Below are 21,551 nucleotides of genomic sequence, written 5' to 3'. Positions count from 1 at the left end.
TCACCGCTTTCACCCCGCCGCCGGGTCTCCGTCGCACGCTCCGTCATGACCCGGTCACCGCCGCGAGCGCCACCGCGAGCAGCGGCTCCGACGCGCACGGCACTTTCCGCACGAGCCGGTGCCGATCTCGTCGCGTCCCGGTCACAACCCCTGGGCAGTCGGCACGCTATCCGATAGTTTCGCTCCACCTGCAGGACGGATCGGGGGGATCGTGCGCGAGTTCACCACCCCCGCCCCGGCCGGCGGTCCGGCCGCCGGCGGGCTGGCCGACTCGCTCTACGACACCGCCGAGCGCTCCCCCGGACTGGTCCAGTTGGCCCGCCGCGGCGAGGGCACCCGGCGCGCCCCCGACGACGACTGGCAGGACGTCACCGCGGCCGGCTTCCGCGACGAGGTGCTCGCCCTCGCCAAGGGCCTGCTCACCCGGGGCGTGCGCTACGGCGACCGGGTCGCCCTGATGTCCCGCACCCGCTACGAGTGGACGCTGTTCGACTACGCGCTCTGGTCGATCGGCGCGATCTCCGTCCCCGTCTACCCCACCGCCTCGGCCGAGCAGGTCCGCTGGATCCTCGCCGAGACCCAGGCGGTGGCCTGCCTGGTCGAGGACGAGGACCACGCGATGACCGTCGGCGCGGTCTGCGACGCGTTACCCGACCTGACCGGCATCTGGCAGCTGGACCGGGGCTGCGTCGCCGCGATCGTCGAGGACGGGCGCGGGGTCCCCGACTCGCTGGTGCACCGCCAACGGCTCGGCGTCGGCGCCGACACCGTCGCCACCGTCGTCTACACCTCCGGCGCCACCGGCCGCCCCAAGGGCTGCCTGATCACCCACGGCGCCCTGGCCGACGCGGCCGACGCGCTGCTCGCCTGCTGGGACGAGGCCCTGCGCGACACCGGCGGCCACCAGCCCTCCACCGTGCTGTTCCTGCCGCTGTCGCACGTCTACGGGCGGATGGTGCAGATCGCGGCGGTGCGCGGCGGCTTCCGGCTCGGCCACGTCTCCGAGATGTCCACCGACGCCCTGCTGCCCGTGCTCGCCGCGCTGCGGCCCACCTTCCTGCTCGTCGTCCCGTACGTGCTCGACAAGGTGTTCCAGCAGGCCCGGCGGGCCGCCGAGGAGGCCGGGCGCGGCGAACTGTTCGACCAGGCCCGGCAAGTGGCGGTCGACTGGGCGGCCTGCCGGGAGAAGCGCGGCCTCGGGCGCGGCCCCGGTCCTGGCCCCGCGCTGCGGCTGCGCCACCTGGCCTACGAGCGGACGGTCTACCAGCGGCTGCGGGCCGTGTTCGGCGGCCGGCTGCGGACGCTGATGTGCGGCGGCTCGACGCTGGAGCGCGAACTCGGCCTCTTCTTCGCCGGGACCGGCATCCAGCTGTACGAGGGCTACGGGCTCACCGAGACCTCGGCGGCGATCACCGGCAACCCGCCCGGGCGCGCGAAGATCGGCACGGTCGGGCAGCCGGTGCCCGGCGCCACCGTGGCCATCGCCGACGACGGCGAGGTGTGGGTGCGCGGCCCCGGCGTGTTCGGCGGCTACCTCAACCATCCGCGCTGCACCGCCGAGTCGCTGTTCGACGGCTGGTTCGGCACCGGCGACCTCGGCAGCCTGGACGAGGACGGCTACCTCACCATCACCGGCCGCAAGAAGGACGTCATCGTCACCAGCAGCGGCAAGAACCTCGCCCCCGCCGCCCTGGAGCTCCGGGTCGAGACGCACCCGCTGGTCTCGCAGTGCCTGGTGGTGGGCGACGACCGCCCGTACGTGGCCGCGCTGATCACCCTCGACCCGGGGGCGCTGTCGCACTGGCTGAAACGGCGCGGGCGCGGGCAGGCGGACCCGTGGGCGGTGCTCTCCGACGAGGAGCTGCACACCGAGATCCAGCGCGCCGTCGCGGCGGCCAACACCGCGGTCTCACGCGCCGAGTCGATCCGCGCGTTCCGGTTGCTGCCCCGGGAGTTCGGCTTCGAGCAGGGGCTCCTGACACCCTCGCTGAAGCTGCGGCGGACGGCGATCACGGACTACTACGCGGCGGACATCGAAGAGCTCTACGCCCCCTGACGGATCGTCTTGTCCCTTTTGCCGCAGCAGCGGTGACCGGCCGGGCGGCCTCCGGTCCTTGACGATCGGAGTGGTCCAGTCCATTGTTTTCCTCCCGGTCCGAGTGCGGCGCGCCGACCGCTCCCGCCCCCTCCGGGAGCACCCCACATCCAGACATCCCCACATCCCCACATCCACGTCTCCGCGCGCCCGCCCCAACGGGCGCGTCCCCACGCAGGAGTCCCCACGTGTCCATCTCCTCGCGCATGTCCGCACGCCTGTCGGCCCTGGGCGCCTGCGCGGCGCTGCTGACGGCCGGCCTCGCCGGGCCCGCCGCCGCCGCGCCCGGGACCGCCGCCGCGTCCGACGCCGCCGCGCCCACCGTCAATCTGGCCACCAACCCCGGGTTCGAGATCCCCGCCTCCTCGCTCGCCGACTGGGGCAGCGTGCCCGGCTGGCGCTGTTCCGGCGGGCCCGCCGAGGCCTCCGTCACCACCGCCGCCCCGCACTCGGGCGGCTCCGCGCTGGCCGTCACCCCGGCCGGCGACGAGTCCACCGGCGAGTGCGCGCAGACCGTCTCGGTCCAGCCCGGTACCACCTACACCGCCTCCGCCTGGGTCCGCGGGAAGTTCGTCTTCCTCGGCGCCACCGACGGCACCGACCGTCCGACCGCGCCCGCCTGGACCGAGGACACCCACGGCGGCTGGCAGAAGCTCACCACCCGCTTCACCGCCGGGCCCACCGCCACCACCGTCCGCCTCGCCGTCCACGGCTGGTACCAGCAGGGCCCGTTCGCGGTCGACGACGTCCGGGTGGACGGCCCCGCGCCCGCCCCGGCCACGGCCGCCCCGTCGGTGCCGACCAGCGACAAGGTGGTCTTCTTCACCATCGACGACGGCTGGCAGACCTCCCCGGAGGCGGAGCGGTTCATCACCGACCACCAGCTGCCGATCACCGCCTTCCCGCTGCCGATGGCCGCCGCCGCCGACCCCGGCTACTTCCAGCGGGTCACCGCCGTGCCCGGCTCCTCCGTCCAGGACCACAGCGTCTCCCACCCGGACCTCACCAAGCTGTCGCCCGCCGAGCAGCAGGTGGAGATCTGCGACGCACGGGACTCGCTGACCCGTCTCTTCGGCACCGCGCCGACCGTCTTCCGCCCGCCGTTCTTCAGCTGGAACGCCGACACCCTGCAGGCCGCCGCCAACTGCGGGATGCGCACCGTGCTCACCGCCGACGCGGACTTCAGCTGGGGCGCCTCCAACATCTGGCACGAGGGGACCCTGTCGCCCGGGGACGTCGTGCTGATGCACTGGAGCGACACCCTCGCCGGTGACCTCCAGCGCGCCCTGGCCGCCGCCGGGACGGCCGGCCTCAAGCCCGCCGGCCTGACCTCCTACCTGCGCTGACGGGGTAGCCGCCCGTACCCGGGCCCGCGCCCGCCGTCACGCACCACACACCGATCGCCGCACCGCCGGTCCCCGTACGGGCCGGCGGTGCGCCCGTTCCGCGCCCTGCCCGTGGACGGGACGAGGCCCTCCGGCGCCAGACTCGTCCCCTGGGGAGACCGGGGGTACGAACCCGCTGCCGGGTGCCGGACAGTCACCGTCGCCGCGCTGACGGCGGTACCGCCGCGGACGGGGTGCTGCGGGTCGCTCGCCACGAACGGACGGGCCCGCCGGTCCCTCCCCCTGTGAGGGACCGGCGGGCCCGGGCCTGTTCAGACCCTGTGCGCCTCCGCTCAGACCTGGGCGGAGAAGACCGGGAGGTAACCGCCCGACTGGCCGGCGGCCTTGGGGTGGTAGCTCTCGTCGACCGGCAGGGTGGTGCTGTTCAGCCAGGTGGTGCCGGAGCCGCAGATCTCGTGCTCGCGGAAGATCGTGCGGACGTCGCCGAAGGCGAAGCCCGCGTTGGCCGCCCGCTTGGCGAGGACGTCGTCGAGCGTGTCGGCGGCGCCGTTGATGGCGGCCCGCTTGGTGTCTCCGATGCCGAGGATGCAGCTGCCGCCGACCTTGTACATGTGCGGGTAGCCGAGCACGACGACGCGGGCGTTCGGCGCCTTGGCCCGGATCGTCGAGTAGACCTTGTCGAGCTGGCCGGGCAGGGTGCTGGTGGCGTAGTTCTTCGCGGTGGCGACGGCGTTGAGGCAGGCGCTCTCGGAGTCCAGGACGCACGTCTGCATCGTGTCCGCGAAGCCGGCGTCGTTGCCGCCGATGGTGATGCTGACCAGCGTGGTGGTCGAGCTCAGGGCGGAGATCTGACTGTTGAGCACGTCGCCGGTTCTGGCTCCGGAGCAGGCGACGAACTTGAAGGACGTCGGCGTGTGGGCGTTCTTCCACAGGTAGGCGTACGCGTTGGTGCTGCGCTTGCAGCTGCCGCTCTCGCTGGTGTAGCCGCCGGCACCGACACCGGCGGAGTAGGAGTCGCCCAGGGCGACGTAGTTGACGCCGGCGGCGTGGGCCGTGCCGGCCGTCGCCAGCGTGGTGAGGGTGAGGAGGGCCGCCGTGACGGCGACGGACATGACTCGGGCAGGGCGCGACATGAGGTCTCCTGGTAGTGACGTGTGTCACGGAATTTGATACCAGGCGGTAGCTTTCATGTGAAGTTGTCATGCCAAGTCAATTGACGAACAGTCTGACAACGGCGGGGTGAACGCGCCCGTTTCTCACTACGGGCGACCGGGCGTGCGCCGGTGGTGACCGGACGGCGCGTCATCCGGCCGCGGAGGGGCGGCGGTCAGGCGGCGGCTACTCGGACTCGCCGTCGTGGACGACGATCTCCAGCTCGAAGCCCTGGCGGTCGATCAGATGGACCGCCTCGCCGGTGTCCACCCGGACCGTCCAGCCGGCGGCGAGGGCGACGGCCACCGCCGCCCGGCCGCCGTGCACGGCGAGGTGGTTGAGGCCGGCACGCAGCCGCTGGTGACCGCCCGGCAGCAGGGCCGGCGACTGCTCGATCACCAGGTAGGCGTCCCCGAGGCGCCAGCTGCGACCGCTCGGCCACTGCTGGAACGGCTCGCACCCGAGCGCGAGCAGCACCGGGCCCCACTGCTCCGCCGCGACCGCCAGGTCGTCCGTCCACAGCTCCACGTGGTGGAACAGGCCCCGGGGGCGGGGGCGGCCGGCGCTCAGCTGCCACCGGCCCGGTTCGACGGACGGTCCGACGGGTGGTCCGGCGGAAGGTCCAGCGGGTGGTCCGGCGGGCGTTTCGGCGGACGGGCTGACGAGCCGTTCGGCGGAAGGTGCGGCGGAAGGGCCGACGGACGGCCCGGGTCGGCGGGGGCGCCCTGGACCGTGCCCCGGACCACATCCTGGACGGCGCCCTGGACGGCGGCGCCCTGGACCTCGCCGGGGGCGGTACCCCGGCCGACGCCGGGTCCGGCACCGGGGCCGTCTCCCGGTCCGACACCGGGGAAGACCTCGCAGCCGTCGAGGGGCAGCTCCTCGATCGTCTCGTTGGCCACCGCGGGCACGCCGAGCCACCGGGCGGCGGTCGTCACCGCCGCCCGGGCCTGGCGCAGACCGGGCGTGCCCCAGCCGAGCAGTTCGACAGCGAGGCCCGGCGCCACCAGCAGCCGCCGGTAGTGCCGCCCGGACGCCGGGTCCGGCACGCTCGGACCGACCGCCCGCAGCGCGGCGGCCATCCGGACCCGCGCGCACTCGTGCCCGCCGTTGGCCGACCCGACGCGGTCGTAGAGGTACCCGAGGTAGTACGCCGTGCCGATCAGCGCCTGCGCCTCCTCGCCCGCCTCCCGGGCCAGCGCCGAGCCGGGATCGCCGGCGTCCTCCGGCTCCAGCGAACCGCCGGGCAGCGAGACGATGCCGTCCCTGGGGTTGACCAGTGTCAGCACCCGGCCGTCGGGGGCGAACAGCCACCCCCACGACTGCTTGACCGGAAGCCCGGGAGGCACCCGCTCGCCCGGCCGCCACGGCCACCCCGCGGTGGGACGCCGCCGTACCCGGCCGAGCAGTTCGGCGATCTCCGCGCTGTACTCGATCCGGCTCATGCGTCCCCCTTTCGGTGTCGGGCTCGCCGGACCGACGGTGCGCGGGGACGGTTCGCGGTGCGCGGTTCGGGGCCGATCGGGCGGGCACGGCGGCGTGGGGCACCGGCCGTTCCCACTGTTGATCTTCCCCGAAATCTTCCCCGAACAGGCGGTCGATGAACAGTCCCCAGCGCCGCTTGGTGGACACCGGGAGCCGAACACCCTGGTCAGCCGCGGTCAGTCCAGGGGCTCACCACCCTCCTGCGGCGCGGGCGGCACCGGGAGGGGGAAGCCCGGCAGCGGGACGGCGGCCGGCGGGAACGGCAGGCCGCGGCCGACGTCGTCGGCCAGCTCGTCCAGCACCTCCCGGGCGGTCATCGGCCGCAGCAGCCCGCCGCACAGCGCCCAGCCCCGCACCGTGTGACCGCCGGGCGCCGCCGGATCCCCGTGCAGCACCATCGCCCCGGCGCCGCCGGCGGCCAGCCCCGCCGCCAGCGTCACGCAGAACGCCTCCCCGTCCCGGTCGCCCACCGCGGACCGCCCCCGCTCCACCAGGAGGTCGAGCGCGGTGGTCAGCTCCTCGCCGTCCTCGGGGCCGTGGCAGCGCAGAGTCAGCAGGTGGAACCCGTCACCGGCGCCCGCCGCCACCGCCGACCGGACCTCGATCGCGTGCCGCATCACCGCCACCAGCCGCCGCTCCCCCGGCGGGCCCTCGCCGACCGCCGCCAGCAGCGCCACCGTCGCGATCGAGATCCGCACCCTGGCCCGGTGGTCGTCGGCCAACCGCGGCAGCAGCACCGCCGACCGCTGCCCGGTGTAGACGAACGGCTCCCCGGCCAGCTCGGGGTCGGCCGCGTACGCGACCCCGGCCGCCGCGTCCCCGGGGTCGAAGCCGAACGCCTCGCAGTACTCCTCGTAGTCCGCCGGGTCCAGCACCCTCAGGTGGACCTCGAAGCCGTGCCCGCCCAGCGCCCGGAGCTGGAGCGCCAGCCGCCGCAGGTAGGCCCGGTACGACAGCCCGCCGAACAGCCCGTACCCCGCGAGCTCGGCGAAGTCGGCGGCGCGCACCACCACCGCGAGCGCCACCGGCTGCGGCGGCGGCGCCCCACGCGGCCGCCCCCACCGCCACCCGCGCGCCCCGGGCCCGCCCGGCCCGCCAGGCCCGCCGCCCGGGGGCCGTCCACCCCGGCCCCGCGCCCCCGGCGCACCCGGCCCGCCCGGCCCCGGTCGCCGCCGACCCCCGTACCCGCTCCCACCGCGCATCCCGTCCCGCACGACCACGCTCCCTTCCTCCCGCTGTCCGGACCTGCCGCACCTGTCACACCGGCCCCACGAGCCCCTCGGCTCCCGGCAACCGCGAACATACACACGGTCACTGACAATCCACCCAGCGCGACCGCCGGGAGGGGCCCCGAGGACCGGCGGGGCGGGCGGGGAGCTCCGGTCCACGCCGGGTTGTCGGTGCCGCCCGTTATGGTCGGGGACCATGCGACTGCTGCATACCTCCGACTGGCACCTCGGGCGATCGTTCCACCGGGAGAGCCTGCACGACGCCCAGCGCGCGTTCCTGGACCACCTGGTGGCGGTGGTCCGGGACCGAGGCGTGGACGCCGTGCTGGTCGCCGGTGACGTGTACGACCGCGCGCTGCCCGGCCTGGAGGCGGTGGCGCTCTTCGACGACGTGCTGCACCGGCTGGCCGGCCTCGGCGTGCCGACGGTCTTCATCAGCGGCAACCACGACTCCGCCCGCCGCCTCGGGGTGGGCGCGGGACTCATCGGCCGGGCCGGCGTCCACCTGCGGACCGACCCGGGCGAGTGCGCCGAACCCGTGCTGCTCGCCGACGAGCACGGTCCGGTCGCCGTCTACGGGCTGCCCTACCTGGAGCCGACGCTGGTCCGGGAGCGGTTCGGGCTGGCGCGCGGTGGCCACGCCGCGGTGCTCGGCGCGGCGATGGACCAGGTCCGGACCGACCTCGCGGCCCGGCCGGCCGGCACCCGCGCGGTGGTGCTGGCCCACGCCTTCGTCACCGGCGGCGAGCCGAGCGACAGCGAACGCGACATCGCGGTCGGCGGGGTCGCGGCCGTCCCCGCCGCCGTCTTCGACGGCGTGCACTACGCCGCGCTCGGCCATCTGCACGGCAGCCAGACCCTCGCCCCGCACCTGCGCTACAGCGGCTCCCCGCTCGCCTACTCCTTCTCCGAGCACGAGCACCGCAAGAGCATGTGGCTGGTCGACCTCGCCGCCGACGGCGCGGTCGCCGCCGAGCGGGTCCCGTGCCCGGTGCCGCGCCCGCTGGCCCGGCTGCGCGGCCGGCTGGAGGACCTGCTCACCGACGAGCGGTACACCGCCGACGAGCAGTCGTGGGTGCAGGCCACCCTCACCGACCCGAGCCGCCCGGGCGAGCCGATGGAGCGGCTGCGCCGGCGCTTCCCGCACACCCTCCAGTTGCTCTTCGATCCCGAGGAGACGACCGCCGCCGCCTCCGTCTCCTACGCCGCGCGGGTCGGCGGCCGGACGGACCTGGAGATCGCCGAGGGATTCCTGCGGCACGTCCGCCCCGGCGCCGAGCCGGACGCCGCCGAGCTGGACTGGCTGCGCGAGGGCTTCGAGCGCGTCCGGGAGACCACCGACCGGAAGGCGGAGCTGCCGCGATGAGACTCCACCGGCTGACCGTGACCGCGTTCGGCCCGTTCGCGGCCTCCGAGACGGTCGACTTCGACGCGCTGGCCGCCGGCGGACTGTTCCTGCTGCGCGGCGCCACCGGCGCGGGCAAGAGCAGCGTGCTGGACGCGGTCTGCTACGCCCTCTACGGCGAGGTGCCCGGCACCCGCCGGGCCAACCGGCTGCGCAGCGACCACGCCGAGGCCAGCCGGCTGACCACCGTCCGGCTGGAGCTGACGCTGGGCGGGCGGCGGCTTGAGGTCACCCGCGTCCCGGAGCAGCCGCGGCCGAAGAAGGTGGGCCGCGGTACGACGACCGAGCGCGCGCAGACGCTGCTGCGCGAGTGGTCGGCCGACGGCGCGGGGACCGGCGACGGCGCACCGGGCTGGCGGGCGGTCAGCAAGTCGCACCAGGAGGCCGGGGAGGAGATCCACCGGCTGATCGGGATGAGCCGGGACCAGTTCTGCCAGGTGGTGCTGCTGCCGCAGGGCGACTTCGCGCGGTTCCTGCGGGCGGACTCGGAGGAGCGCGGCAAGCTGCTGCGCCGGCTGTTCGACACCGAGCGGTTCCAGTCCGTCGAGGCCTGGCTGGCCGAGCAGCGCCGGGCCCACGAGGCCGCCGTCCAGGCGGGGCGCCGCCGACTGCGGGACTTGGCGAGCAAGGCGGAGCAGGCGGCCGGTCCGGGCGCCGAGCCGGCCGCCGGCCCGGTGCCCGTCGAGGAGGAATCCGGTCCCGCGGGTGCTCCGGGGGGTGCCGACCTCACCGCCGGCGTGCTGGGCTGGGCGGCCGTGCTGCGGGTCGGCGCGGCCGAGCGGTTGACGGTCGCCGGGGCGGCGCTGGCGGGCGCGGAGGAGTCGCACCGGGCGGCGCAGCGGGCGCGGGAGGCCGCCGAGCAGTTGGCCGACCGGCAGGAGCGGCACCGGCAGGCGGTGCGGGAGGCGGCCCGGCTGGCCGAGGACGAGCCGGCCCGGGCGGCGGACCGGCAGCGGCTGGTGGCGGCGCAGGCGGCGGTCGGCGTCGAGTCGGTGCTGCACCTGCGCGAGCGCGCGGCGCAGGCGTACCGGCGGGCCCGGGACACGGAACACCGGCACCGCGCGGCGCTGGCCGAGGTCGCCGACGGCCCGGCGGGGCGCGATGTCCTGGCACGCGAGGACGTCGCGGGCGCGAGGGGCACGCGCACGACGGACGGGGCCACGGCGGACGGGCGCGCGGCGGGCGGCGGGCCGGCACTGGCGCACGCCGAGGCCGCGGAGCTGGCCGCGGCCGAACAGCGGCTGCGGGCGGAGGTCGTCCGGCTGGAGGCGGCCCGTGAGGACGAGCGGCAGTGCGCCGAGCTGGCCGGCGCACGGGCGGCCCTGGCCGCCGACCTGCGGAGCGCAGAGGACCTCGCCGAGGAGGCGGGCGACTGGCTGGCCGAGTTCGAGGCCCGGCTGGCCGCGCTCCAGGCGGAGGAGTCCGCCGCGCGGGACGCCGCCGGTCGTGTCGAGCGGCTGGACGCCCGGCGCGCCGAGCTGGCCGCCCGGCTGTCCGCCGCCCGCGACCGGGACGCGCTGGACCTGGAGATCGACCACGCCCGGCCACGTGTCCTCGCGCTGCGCGCCGAGGCACTGGACGCCCGGCAGTACGGCCTGGACCTGCGCGAGCGCCGGCTGGCCGGGATGGCCGCCGAGCTGGCCGCGCAGCTGAGCACCGGCCAGCCGTGCCGGGTCTGCGGCTCACCGGAGCACCCCGACCCCGCCCGCGCGGTCGGCCAACCGGTCCGGGCCGAGGACGAGGAGCGCGCCCGGCAGGCCCAGACGGCCGCCGAGCAGGCCGCCGACGCGGCGGAGCGGAAGCTGTCCGGCCTCCAGGTGCGCCGGGCGGCGGCGGCCGGCGCGGCGGGTGAGGAGCCCGCCGACGCCCTCGCCGGAGCGCTCACCGGACTGGAGCGCGAGCACCGCGAGGCGCTCCGGTCCGCGGAGGGGCTCGGCCCGGCGGGCCGGGCGATCGAGCGGCTCACCGCCGAGCAGGCCGTCCGCCGTACGGCGCTGGCCGAGGCCCGTGAGCGGAGCGCCGAGCTGGCCGCCCAGGCGCGGACCCTGCACGCCGAGCAGGAGAAGCTGGGCGCCCGGGTGGCGGCGGCCCGGGGTGACGCGCCGTCGGTGGCGGCGCGCGCGACCGCCCTGGACCGGCTCGCCTCGGCCGTGGCGGAGCTGGCGGGCGCGGCGCGGGCCACCACCGAGGCGGCGGACCAGCTCAAGCGGGCCGACGACGAACTGGCCGACGCCGCGGTGGCGGCCGGGTTCGCGAGCGCGCAGGACGCCGCCGCCGTCCTCCTGCCCCGGCCGGAGCGCGAGCGGCTGGAGCAGCGGCTGGACCGGCACCGGGCGGAGCTGGCGGCGGCCGAGCGGCGGCTCGCCGAGCCGGAGTCGGCCGCGGCGGCGGCCCTGCCCCCCGCCGACCTGCCGGGCGCCCGTGCCGCACTCGGGGCCGCCACCGACCGGCTGCGGGCCGCGCACGCCGCGCGGGACGCGGCCCGGGCGCGGTGCGAGGCGCTCGCGGCGATCGGGCGACAGCTGGCCGAGCTGGCCCGCGCGCTCGCCCCGGAGCTGGACGGGTACGCGCGGATCAGCCGGCTGGCCGCGCTGGCGGCCGGCACCTCGGCCGACAACCGGCTCCGGATGCGTCTGGAGTCGTACGTCCTGGCGGCGCGGCTGGAGCAGGTGGCGGCGGCGGCCAGCGACCGGCTGGTCCGGATGTCCGGCGGCCGCTACACCCTCGTCCACAGCGACGACCGGGGCGCGGGCAACAAGCGCTCGGGGCTCGCCCTGCGGGTGGTGGACGCCTGGACCGGCACCGAGCGCGACACCGCCACGCTCTCCGGCGGCGAGAGCTTCTTCGCCTCGCTGGCCCTGGCACTCGGCCTGGCCGACGTGGTCACCGACGAGGCCGGGGGCATGCCGCTGGACACCCTGTTCATCGACGAGGGCTTCGGCAGCCTGGACGAGCACACCCTGGAGGAGGTGATGGACGTCCTCGACGGTCTGCGCGAGCGGGACCGGGCGGTCGGCATCGTCAGCCACGTCGCCGATCTGCGCAGCCGGATCCCGGCCCAGCTGCTGGTCCGCAAGGGCCGGCACGGCTCCACCCTGGCCCTGGCAGGGCGGGAGGACGCCTGACGCCTGACGCCCGATGCCCAACACCCGATGCCCGAAGCCCGACGCGCAACGCCGGTCGCGGCCGTGACCGGTCCCGGCCGGACGGGCCCGTGCGACCCGGACCGCTTCAGCCGGAGCAGGCGATCCGCTGGGCCTGCTGCCAGGTGCAGACGGGGCAGAGGGTGCTGCCCGGGTGGTCGGCGGGCAGTTCGGTCGGCTCGCCGCACAGCACGCAGTCCGCGCGCGGGCCGGTGAGGTCCGGGTCGGGCAGCAGGGCCGCGACGGCGTCGCCGTCGGCCGGGGCGAGGGCGCAGACCTGGCCGGCCGCCGCGGTGCCGTCGCCGTCCGGCGTGCCGGTGGGGACCCTGCCGTTCACGGCTGTTTCGCTCATGGGGCCTTCTCTACTCCTCGGCCGGGCCCCGCGCAAGGTTGCTCCCGGACGGCGGATACGGTGGCCGCATGCCCGACTCGCCCGGCACCCACGCCCGCACCGACGCCCGCACCGACGCCCGCACGCAGCGCACCGTCCGGCCGTCGTCCGCCCTGGAGCGGCGGCTGCTGGCCGCCCGGGCGTCCGCGCCCAGCTACCGCGAGGTGGGCGCCACCCGGGACGCCCGGCTGCCGGAGGGCTACGCCCACCTGCGGCGGCGGGTGCACCTCGGGCACGGCCCCGACGTCCTGGACCGGGCCGGGCGGTTCGTACTCGGCTGGGGCTGCCAGCTGGGGACGGGCTTCGCCGTGTACCCGCACGCGCCCGTCGAGACGGGGGCGACCGTGCTGCTGCGCCTCACGCTGCCCGGTACCCGGTGGCCGCGGCTGGTGATCCCGTGCCGGGTGGTGTGGACGGTGGACGAGCCGGACCGGATCGGCTTCGCCTACGGAACGCTGCCGGGGCACCCGGAGCGCGGCGAGGAGGCGTTCATGGTGTCCATGGACGCGGCGGGCGAGGTGTGGTTCGAGGTGAGCGCCTTCGCCCGGCTCGCCTCCTGGTACGCCCGGCTCGGCCGCCCGGTCGCCGCGCTCTGCCAGTACCTGGCGATCGAGCGGTACCTCACGGCCGTCGCCGAGGCGGCAGCCGCCGAGGCGACCGTCAGCGAGCCGGCTGTCAGCGAGCCGGCCGTCGCCGGGACAGCGGTCGCCGGGGCGGCAGCCACCGGAGCCGCGAGCGGCGAGGCCCCCGCGACAGGAGCCGTCGGCGCCGAAGGGGCCCCCGGGGGCGGGCCGACCCGAGGCCGGTAGGGGCTGTGTTCACGCTCCCGCCTGCCCGGACCGGACCGCCCCCGGGCGCCGGTCAGCCGAGGAAGGAGAGCCGGACCGTCCGCCGTGGGTTGTCGCCGTTGGTGTCGACGAGGACGACCGACTGCCAGACGCCCAGCGCGAGCCGCCCGCCGATCACCGGCAGGGTGGCGTGCGGGGCGACCAGGCCGGGGACGACGTGGTCGCGGCCGTGGCCCGCGCTGCCGTGCCGGTGCTGCCAGCGGTCGTCGGCCGGCAGCAGGTCGCGCAGGCTCGCGAGCAGGTCGGCGTCGCTGCCGGAGCCGGTCTCCAGAACGGCGATCCCGGCCGTCGCGTGCGGGACGAAGACGTTGAGCAGGCCGTCCCGGCCGGGGGCGTGCCCGTCGAGGAACCGGGCGCAGCGGTCGGTGATGTCGAGTGCGACCTCGCGGCTGCCGGTGGTGATCTCGAAGGTCTCGGTCCGGAAGGACGGGGAGTGGGGGGTGGTGTGCTTGTGGTCCGCCATGGCGCCATCCTCACCCACGTCCGGGGGCGGTCCGACCAGCCTCGCCGACTTCCCGTGCCGGTGGGGCAAGTCGGCGTACGCTGAGAGGTTCAGACCAATTTGGGCGCCGCGGGAGGGCCCGGTTCCGGGCACGCCGAAGGCCCGACGGTCATGGGAATCCGTCGGGCCGGTGCGGATGCGCGCGGGAGGGGCGGCGGTGCGCCCCGGGGCCGGCCGGCCTGTCAGCCGCGCCCGCGCCCGCCGAAGAGCCCGCGGCGCAGCCGGCGCAGTGGCGCCAGCAGCCTGACCCGGGCGTGGCGGCGCGGCGGCGCGGTCGGGGCGCCGACACCGCGCGGCGTCAGCTCCCTTATCAACCCGAGCGCCTCGGCGGTGTCCACCGCCGGGAGTGCGGGCGCGCCGAGCACAGCCAGGTGCCGGTCGATCCGGCGGCCGGTGGTACCGACGCCGCACTGGATCGCCGGCACGCGGGGCCGAGTCCGCACTTGCATGTGTTCCATCTGATTTCCCACCCCTACGAGGCGCCAGGGCCGTGAGGCGAAGACTATCCGCGACAGACGGTCTTCGCGCAACCGTCCCGGTGTTCTGCCACCGTACCGTGCGGCGTCAACTGACACCGCACCAGGGGCGGCCCGGGCGGTCACGACTAGGCATCAATGATGGTGCACGACCGGCGGTTCGTCAGCGGGTTCGCCGGAGCACGCACCCGGCGCCCGCCGGCGAGGGTGCACGCCGGGCGCACTCCACCACCCGCCCGCCACTCTCCGCACCCACCCGAATACCGTCCGGAACGGCGGCCCCACCCCCGCACAGTAGGACTATCCGTTTAGGAAGTGAACACAGGCGAGGGATTGACGCGAGCGGTGTCTCCAAGCAATATCTGTATCGGCTCCAAATGACAGCCGAACCTGTCGCGCGGGCGCGAGCCGCGCCCGCCACCGTGTTCGACTGATGAAGATTCCGGCTCCCCCGTGCCTACTGCCAGGCCGCCTCGACGCTGCGGCGGCCAGGCTCGGGCGGTGCCCGGACCGGCGGCCGGCCGTAGAGGGTCGGCCGGGCCGCCACCAGGCTGCCGGTGCCACCCCGTACGGGGCCCGGCACCGGCGGTCCCTGTGTCGCGGACCTGCGCGTTCCGCCCTTGCGCCGCCTCGGTAGACTCGGCCAGCGTGCCAGTCCTCCTCAGCATCGTGCTCCCGGTCCACGGGGTGGAGCGCTTCCTGCCGCGCTGCCTCGACTCCCTCCTGGCGGACACCCCCTCCACCGAGTCCCGCTTCGAGGTGATCGCGGTCGACGACCGCTCCCCCGACCGCTGCGGCGCGATCCTGGACGAGTACGCGGCCCGCGATCCGCGCCTGCGCGTCCTCCACCTCGCCGAGAACCAGGGCCTCGGCGGCGCCCGGACCGCCGCCCTCCCGGAGACCCGGGGCACCTACGTCTGGTTCGTCGACAGCGACGACTGGGTGCCCGAGGGGACGGTGACCGCGCTGCTCGACGAGCTCACCGCGGAGACCGGGCGCGCCGAGCGCGGCGAGGCGCCCGTCGACGTGCTGCTGACCGACTTCACCCACGTCTACCCCGACGGCGGCACCGAGCCCAACCCCTGGCAGCACGTGCTGACCGGCTCCCCGCTGGTCGCGGGGTGCACGCTGGCCGAGCACCCCGCGCTGTTCAGGACCGTGATGTCGGTCTGGAACAAGGTGTTCCGCCGGGAGTTCCTGCTCGGCCTCGGCGTCTCCTTCGGCCGCGGCTACTACGAGGACATCTCCGTCACCTACCCCGCACTGCTCGCCGCCGAGCGGCTGCGCCACCTCGACCGCCCCTGCTACTTCTACCGGCGCGGCCGGGCCGGGGCGATCACCAGCACCGCCTCCGCCAAGCACGCCGACGCCTTCGCCCAGTACGACGCGATCTTCGCGTTCCTGGACCGGCCCGACCGCCCCGGCCGGCCCGTCCCGGAGGCGCTGCGCACCCTGGTCTTCGAGCGGACCGTGCAGCAGGCACTCACCGTCTACGACACCCCGGGGCTGGTACCGGTCGGGCTGCGGCCCGAGTTCTTCCGCCGGATCGCCGAGCACTTCGCCCGGCACCGTCCGGCGGGCTACCGCTTCCCCGGGGGCGTGCGGGGGGTGCAGTACCGGCTCGCGGCTCGCGGTGCCCGGCGCGCGTACGCGGAACTGCGCCGTACCGGACGGCTGCCGCGCGAACTCAAGCGCGGGGCCCGGGCGGTGGCGCCGGCCCTGAAGAAGGGGGTGCGCGGCAGCGCCCGGTTCACCGCGTACAACGCCTTCCGCCGGATGCCGCTCAACCCCCGTCTCGCGGTGTACGCCGCGTACTGGCACCGGGGTTACGCGTGCAGCCCGGCCGCGATCTACGAGAAGGCGAAGGAGCTGGCACCGGAGATCCGCGGGGTCTGGGTGGTGGAGAACCGCGCCCAGGCGGCGACGCTGCCGGACGGCGTGCCGTACGTCATCGTCAACACCCCGGCCTACCTGAAGGCGATGGCCACGGCCAAGTACTTCGTGAACAACGTCAACTTCCCGCGCACGATGGCGAAGCGCCCCGGCACGGTGCACGTCCAGACCCAGCACGGCACACCGCTCAAGGCGATGGGCATGGACCTCAGGGACCATCCGGTGGCCGCCGACGGCATGGACTTCGACCGGCTCCAGGAGGCCGTCGACCGCTGGGACTTCCTGGTCTCCTCCAACCCGCACACCAGCGAGCACTTCGCCCGCGCCTTCCCCGGCCGCTACGAGATGCTGGACACCGGCTACCCGCGCAACGACCGGCTGGCCACCGCGACGCCGGAGGCGACCGCGGCGATGCGCGAGCGGTTCGGGCTGGCGCCCGGGAGCACCGCCGTGCTGTACGCGCCCACCCACCGGGAGGCGCGCGGCGGGTACGTGCCGCTGCTGGACGTGCGGGAGCTGGCCCGGCAGCTGGGACCGGAGTTCACGCTGCTGGTGCGCACCCACTACTTCCACACCGGCGGCGCGGGCGACCTGGCGGAGCAGGAGGGCGCGGCGCGGATCCTGGACGTGTCGGCGCACCCGACCGTGGAGGACCTCTACCTGGCGGCGGACGTGCTGGTCACCGACTACTCGTCGATGATGTTCGACTACGCCGTGCTGGACCGGCCGATCGTGATCTTCGCGCCGGACTGGGAGGAGTACAAGCGGGACCGGGGCGTCTACTTCGACCTGTTCGAGCAGCCGCCGGGCGCGCTGACGACGGATCCGCAGGGGCTGGTGGCGGCGCTGCTGGCCGGGGACCCGGAGCCGGCGGCGCGGGCGGAGTTCCGCAAGCGGTTCTGCCCGTGGGACGACGGCGGGGCGGCGGAGCGGGTGGTCCGCCGGGTGTTCCCGATCACCGGCTGAGCGCACGCGGCGACGCGGCGACGGGGCCCCGGGGCGTTCCCCGGGGCCCCGTTCGCAACCGTCCGGATCCGTTTCGGACTCGTCCGGACCCGTCCGGGGCCGCGTCAGCCCTGGCGCGCGGCCAGGAACTCGTCGAAGGTCAGCTCGCCGTCGTGGTTGGTGTCCATCGTGTTGATGACGGCCTCGGCCACGGCGATCGAGGTGGTCAGGTCGCCGAGCTCGCGCGCGACCAGCGCGTACTCGGTGGCGGTGATCCGGCCGTCGCCGTTCACGTCGTACTTGTCGAACGCCGCGCGGATGTCGTCGACGTCTGCCATCGGTCCCTCCCTGGGGTGATCAGCTGTTGATGTGTATTTCCGACGGCCGTACCCTACCCGGCCGTGGTGAGCGCCACGGCCGCCGGGAGTGGACGGCCGCCGGGGTGGGTGTCGTAGTCTGCGGTTCTGATCCCGGCCCGGCCGGGCCGGCGCACGCCGCTCGTTGCAACCCCAGGCCCGGGCACCTCTCGGGCATGCTCGTCCAGGGAGGGACCATGCTCGATCTCGTCACCAGGCTGGTACTGAAACCGCTCGCCCGGGGGATCTGGCGGCCCACCATCGAGGGCATCGAGAACGTGCCGCGCAAGGGCGGCGTCATCCTGGCCAGCAATCACCTCTCGTTCATCGACAGCGTGGTGATCCCGCTCACCGCACCGCGCCGGGTGCACTTCCTGGCCAAGGCCGAGTACTTCACCGGCACCGGGCTCAAGGGCGCGCTGTCCCGCGGCTTCTTCCAGGGCATCGGCGCGGTGCCGGTCGAGCGCGGCACCTACCGCTCGGCTCAGGCCTCGCTGGAGCGGGCGCTGGAGATCCTGGAGGACGGCAAGGCCTTCGGCATCTACCCGGAGGGCACCCGCTCGCTGGACGGCCGGCTCTACCGCGGCAAGACCGGCGTGGCCTGGCTGGCGCTGACCGCCGGCGTCCCGGTGGTGCCGGTGGCGCTGGAGGGGCCGGAGGGGATCCTGCCGGTCGGCAAGCGGCTGCCGCGGCTCAAGAAGGTGACGGTCCGTTTCGGCGAGCCGCTGCGCTTCGACGAGCTGCACGGCCAGGCCCGTTCGCTCAAGGCCCGCCGCCAGGTCACCGACGAGGTGATGGCGGCGATCCAGCGGCTCTCCGGCCAGGAGGTCGTGGAGACGTACAACGAGGTCCCCAAGGCCGCCTGACCCCGAGCGGCGGCACCCGAGCGACGCCAAGCGGTCGGCGCCAAGCGGTCGGCGCCGATCGCACGGCGGCCATCCGGCGGCGGCACCCGGGCGGCGGGAGCGGCGCAGCGTCCGTCCGCCCGGGTCAGGGCGCGACGGCCACGGCCGGGGACTCCCGGCGCAGCAGCGCGGCGTAGCGGCCGTCCGCCGCCAGCAGCTCCTCGTGGGTGCCGAGTTCGGCGACCTCGCCGTGGTCCAGGACGGCGATCTGGTCGGCCGCGCGCACGGTGGAGAGCCGGTGCGCGATGGTGATGGTGGTGCGTCCGACCGCGAGGGTGTCGATGGCCTCCTGGACGGCGCGTTCGGTGCTGTTGTCCAGCGCGCTGGTGGCCTCGTCGAGGATCAGCACCGGCGGGTTGCGCAGGATGGTGCGGGCGAGCGCGAGGCGCTGCTTCTCCCCTCCCGAGAAGCGGTAGCCGCGCTCGCCGACCAGGGTGTCGTAGCCGTCCGGCAGGGCGGCGACGGTCTCGTGGATCCGCGCGGCCCGGGCGGCGGCGACGAGTTCGGCGTCGGTGGCGTCCGGCTTGGCGAAGCGCAGGTTGTCGGCGACGGAGGCGTGGAAGAGGTAGGTCTCCTGGGAGACCACGCCCACCGCGCGGGCGAGCGTGTCGAAGGACAGCTCGCGGACGTCGACGCCGTCGAGGGTGACCCGGCCGCCGGTGACGTCGTAGAGCCGGGGCACCAGGTAGCTGAGCGTGGTCTTCCCCGAGCCGGTCCCGCCGACCACCGCGAGCGAGCCGCCGGCCGGGATCCGCAGGTCCACCCCGGCCAGGGTGGGCCGCTCCTGCTCCGGGTCGTAGCGGAAGTCGACGCCCTCGAAGCGGACCTCGCCGCGGACGGTGTCCAGGGTGACGGGGTGCTCGGGCTCGTCGATCTCCACGGTCAGGTCGAGGTACTCGAAGATCCGCTGGAAGAGCGCGAGCGAGGTCTGCACCTGGACGCCGGTGGCGAGCAGGCTGACGGTCGGGCGGAACAGGCCCTGCTGGAGCGAGACGAAGGCGACCAGGGTGCCGACCGAGACGATCGGGGCGCCGCCGGCCGCCGTCATGCCGGCCGCCCAGTAGATCACCGCGGGCATCGCGGCCATCACGATCTGGATGGTGTTCATCCGCCAGCGGCCGGCCATCGAGGCGCGCACCTCCAGCTCGGCCAGCCGGTCGGACTGGCCGGTGAACTCGCGCGACAGCGAGTCGGAGCGGCCCATGGTGCGGCCGAGCAGGATGCCGCTGACCGAGAGCGACTCCTGGACCGCCGAGCTCATCGCGGCGAGCTGCTTCTGCCGCTCACCGGTGATCTTCTTGCGTTCGTTGCCGACCCGGCGGCTGATCCAGACGAACAGCGGCAGGAGCAGCAGCGAGACCACCGTCAGCCGCCAGTCCAGCGCCACCATGGCGACCACCGAGGCGATCACGGCGGTGAAGTTGGAGACCAGGGAGGTGGCGGTGGAGGTCACCGTGGACTGCATGCCGCCGATGTCGTTGGCGATCCGGGACTGCACCTCGCCGGTGCGGGTGCGGGTGAAGAACGCCAGCGACATCCGCTGGAGGTGGCCGTAGACGGCGGTGCGCAGGTCGTGCATGACCCGCTGGCCGACGGTGGTGGAGATCAGCGTCTGCAGCACGCTGAAGATGCTGTTGACCACGGCGGCGGCGACCATGCCCAGCACCAGGGCGGTCAGCAGCCCGGTGCGGCCCTGCGGGATGGCGGTGTCCAGGACGGCGCGCAGCAGGAAGGGCGTGGTCACCGAGACCACGGCGGAGGCGGCGACCAGCAGGCCGACGACGGCCAGGCGGCCGGAGTAGGGGCGGAAGAGCGCGAGGATGCGGCGCCACTGGGTCGGCGGGCGCGGGTCGTCCTCGGCGCGGTCGGGCGGGGTCCACTGGATGCCTTCGGGGCGCACGGGCGGCAGCCTCCCTCGGACGGCCGAACGGGCGCGGCGCCCGGGGGCGCGCGCCGACGGCGGGGTGGGCGGTCGGGCGGCCGCCAGCATAACGAGAAAGGCTCATAGTTAGCAAAGCTAATAGTGAGATGCCCTCTGCGTTACCGGGTCCGGACGCCCGCCCGCCCCACGCAACGCCGCCCGCGCAACGCCGCCGCCCGCACAAGGCCGCCCGCGCAAGGCCGCGCACCCGCCGCGCCGTGGCCGGTACGGCGGGTGCGTGCCCCGGGCGGGTCAGTTGGTGCGATAGGTGCGCGCCGCCTTGGAGGAGACGCCGCCGAGCTTCCCGGACGGCAGCACCCGGGCGATCGCCACCGCCAGCTTGTAGCGCTTGCTCGGCACCGAGACCGAACGGCCCCGTGCCAGGTCGCGCATCGCCTCGTCCACCACGCGCTCGGCCGACAGCCAGCCCCAGGCCGGGATGTTGTCCGTCCCCATGCCGGCCCGCTGGTGGAACTCGGTACGGGTGAAGCCCGGGCAGAGCGCCATCATCCGCACCCCGGTGCCTCCGAGGTCGCGCATCACGCCCTGGGTGAAGCTCACCACCCAGGCCTTGCTCGCGCCGTAGGTGCCGCGCGGCAGGAACGCCGCCACCGAGGCCACGTTGACGATCGCGCCGCGCCCGCGCTCGCGCATCCCCGGCAGGGCGGCCGTGGTCAGCCGCAGCACCGCCTCGATGTGCACCTTCAGCATGTCCAGCTCGTCCTGCAGCGGCACGGTGGAGAACGCGCCCCGGTTGCCGAAGCCGGCATTGTTCACCAGCAGGTCCACCGGCCGGTCGGCCTCCGACAGCCGGGCCTCGACGTCCGCGATGCCCTCGTCCGTGGCGAGGTCGGCACCGAGCACCTCCACCGCCACACCGAACCTCCCCCGCAGCTCCTCGGCGGAACGTTCCAGCCGCTCGGTGTCCCGGGCCACCAGGACGAGCCGGTAGCCGCTCCGCGCGAGCCGGCGGGCGAACGCGGCTCCGATGCCGGCGGTCGCGCCGGTGATCAAGGCAGTGGTCATGCAGCGACCGTACCTACTCCCGAGTACCCGCGACACCCCGTGGCGCCGCTGCACCCCGGGGTGGTGGCGCTTCGTGACGGCGGTGACGGAGCGTACAGGGGTGGCGCCGTTCGGTTCGTGCTCGTATCGTCGGTCGAGGGGGCACCGCCGGACCAGGCGGTGGAACTTCGATGAGGAGGCACGCAGATGCTTGCTCAGACCACCCGTACCACGCGGGCTCCGCTCGCCACCCAGGCCGAGATCGACACCCTCGGTACGTTGATCACGGAGGACGAGGCGGCCGTCAGCGACGCGCCCACGTACCAGCCCGAAGCCGCAGGCCTGCTCCTGCTGCTCGGACTCCTCCTGCTCTCGCCGCAGAAGCAGCCCAAGGAGAAGACCCGGTAGACCCCTGGATCCGGTCGACCCGGTCGAGACCTCGGCCGGGCCACCG

The 21,551-nt window shown here is 75.2% G+C and carries 18 protein-coding genes; 8 read left to right on the top strand and 10 right to left on the bottom strand.

What is annotated here, in order from left to right; translation table 11 throughout:
• Positions 1–211: 211 nt before the first annotated feature.
• Complete coding sequence (locus ABZW10_RS17340) at positions 212–2,056, top strand: long-chain fatty acid--CoA ligase (RefSeq protein WP_355365786.1); 1,845 nt, start codon at positions 212–214, stop codon at positions 2,054–2,056.
• Positions 2,057–2,283: 227 nt separating this feature from the next.
• Positions 2,284–3,441, top strand: a complete 1,158-nt coding sequence (locus ABZW10_RS17335; RefSeq protein ID WP_355365783.1) for a polysaccharide deacetylase family protein — start codon at positions 2,284–2,286, stop codon at positions 3,439–3,441.
• Between the two features lie 332 nt (positions 3,442–3,773).
• On the opposite strand, the gene ABZW10_RS17330 is transcribed toward ABZW10_RS17335, so the two are convergent.
• From ABZW10_RS17330 to ABZW10_RS17315, 4 genes are all read right to left on the bottom strand, one after another.
• Positions 3,774–4,553, bottom strand: coding sequence for an SGNH/GDSL hydrolase family protein (locus ABZW10_RS17330; RefSeq protein ID WP_355366039.1), 780 nt, complete (start codon positions 4,551–4,553; stop codon positions 3,774–3,776).
• Positions 4,554–4,779: 226 nt separating this feature from the next.
• On the bottom strand, positions 4,780–5,121 hold the full coding sequence (locus tag ABZW10_RS17325; protein WP_355365780.1) for a glyoxalase: 342 nt from the start codon (positions 5,119–5,121) through the stop codon (positions 4,780–4,782).
• Positions 5,122–5,159: 38 nt separating this feature from the next.
• Positions 5,160–6,038: a hypothetical protein gene (locus ABZW10_RS17320; RefSeq protein ID WP_355365777.1), complete on the bottom strand. Its 879-nt coding sequence runs from the start codon at positions 6,036–6,038 to the stop codon at positions 5,160–5,162.
• A gap of 216 nt (positions 6,039–6,254) precedes the next feature.
• Entirely contained in the window at positions 6,255–7,103 is an 849-nt protein-coding gene (locus ABZW10_RS17315) for a hypothetical protein (protein WP_355365774.1), read from the bottom strand.
• Positions 7,104–7,503: 400 nt separating this feature from the next.
• Between ABZW10_RS17315 and ABZW10_RS17310 the strand changes: the two genes are divergently transcribed.
• Complete coding sequence (locus ABZW10_RS17310) at positions 7,504–8,673, top strand: exonuclease SbcCD subunit D (RefSeq protein ID WP_355365771.1); 1,170 nt, start codon at positions 7,504–7,506, stop codon at positions 8,671–8,673.
• A complete protein-coding gene (locus ABZW10_RS17305; RefSeq protein ID WP_355365768.1) occupies positions 8,670–11,837 on the top strand; it encodes an SMC family ATPase in 3,168 nt (1,055 codons plus the stop codon). Before ABZW10_RS17310 ends, ABZW10_RS17305 begins: the two co-directional genes overlap by 4 nt.
• A 106-nt stretch (positions 11,838–11,943) precedes the next feature.
• On the opposite strand, the gene ABZW10_RS17300 is transcribed toward ABZW10_RS17305, so the two are convergent.
• The gene (locus tag ABZW10_RS17300) at positions 11,944–12,207 is read right to left on the bottom strand and encodes a hypothetical protein (RefSeq protein ID WP_355366069.1); all 264 of its coding nucleotides are present in this window, start codon (positions 12,205–12,207) and stop codon (positions 11,944–11,946) included.
• Positions 12,208–12,275: 68 nt separating this feature from the next.
• Between ABZW10_RS17300 and ABZW10_RS17295 the strand changes: the two genes are divergently transcribed.
• Entirely contained in the window at positions 12,276–13,055 is a 780-nt protein-coding gene (locus ABZW10_RS17295) for a DUF1990 domain-containing protein (RefSeq protein ID WP_355365765.1), read from the top strand.
• Positions 13,056–13,107: 52 nt separating this feature from the next.
• On the opposite strand, the gene ABZW10_RS17290 is transcribed toward ABZW10_RS17295, so the two are convergent.
• Positions 13,108–13,557, bottom strand: a complete 450-nt coding sequence (locus tag ABZW10_RS17290) for a YjbQ family protein (protein ID WP_355365762.1) — start codon at positions 13,555–13,557, stop codon at positions 13,108–13,110.
• Positions 13,558–13,778: 221 nt separating this feature from the next.
• A complete protein-coding gene (locus ABZW10_RS17285; protein WP_350542760.1) occupies positions 13,779–14,054 on the bottom strand; it encodes a hypothetical protein in 276 nt (91 codons plus the stop codon).
• Between the two features lie 666 nt (positions 14,055–14,720).
• Between ABZW10_RS17285 and ABZW10_RS17280 the strand changes: the two genes are divergently transcribed.
• Positions 14,721–16,931 carry a CDP-glycerol glycerophosphotransferase family protein gene (locus ABZW10_RS17280; RefSeq protein ID WP_355365759.1) on the top strand — a complete coding sequence of 737 codons (2,211 nt, stop codon included), beginning with the start codon at positions 14,721–14,723 and terminating at the stop codon, positions 16,929–16,931.
• 104 nt (positions 16,932–17,035) lie between these two features.
• Here ABZW10_RS17280 and ABZW10_RS17275 read toward each other — a convergent pair whose 3' ends face one another.
• Positions 17,036–17,248, bottom strand: coding sequence for an EF-hand domain-containing protein (locus ABZW10_RS17275; protein ID WP_355365756.1), 213 nt, complete (start codon positions 17,246–17,248; stop codon positions 17,036–17,038).
• A gap of 215 nt (positions 17,249–17,463) precedes the next feature.
• Between ABZW10_RS17275 and ABZW10_RS17270 the strand changes: the two genes are divergently transcribed.
• A complete protein-coding gene (locus ABZW10_RS17270; protein ID WP_355365753.1) occupies positions 17,464–18,132 on the top strand; it encodes a lysophospholipid acyltransferase family protein in 669 nt (222 codons plus the stop codon).
• Positions 18,133–18,256: 124 nt separating this feature from the next.
• On the opposite strand, the gene ABZW10_RS17265 is transcribed toward ABZW10_RS17270, so the two are convergent.
• Positions 18,257–20,071, bottom strand: coding sequence for an ABC transporter ATP-binding protein (locus ABZW10_RS17265; protein WP_355365750.1), 1,815 nt, complete (start codon positions 20,069–20,071; stop codon positions 18,257–18,259).
• Positions 20,072–20,344: 273 nt separating this feature from the next.
• A complete protein-coding gene (locus ABZW10_RS17260; RefSeq protein WP_355365747.1) occupies positions 20,345–21,118 on the bottom strand; it encodes an SDR family oxidoreductase in 774 nt (257 codons plus the stop codon).
• A 186-nt stretch (positions 21,119–21,304) separates the two neighbouring features.
• Between ABZW10_RS17260 and ABZW10_RS17255 the strand changes: the two genes are divergently transcribed.
• The gene (locus tag ABZW10_RS17255) at positions 21,305–21,505 is read left to right on the top strand and encodes a hypothetical protein (protein ID WP_355365744.1); all 201 of its coding nucleotides are present in this window, start codon (positions 21,305–21,307) and stop codon (positions 21,503–21,505) included.
• Positions 21,506–21,551: the final 46 nt, after the last annotated feature.

It is taken from the genome of Kitasatospora sp. NPDC004723, assembly GCF_040609255.1.
Lineage (GTDB): Bacteria > Actinomycetota > Actinomycetes > Streptomycetales > Streptomycetaceae > Kitasatospora.
Note: the sequence above shows the minus strand (reverse complement) of the source record. Positions and strands in the feature narration are given on the sequence as shown.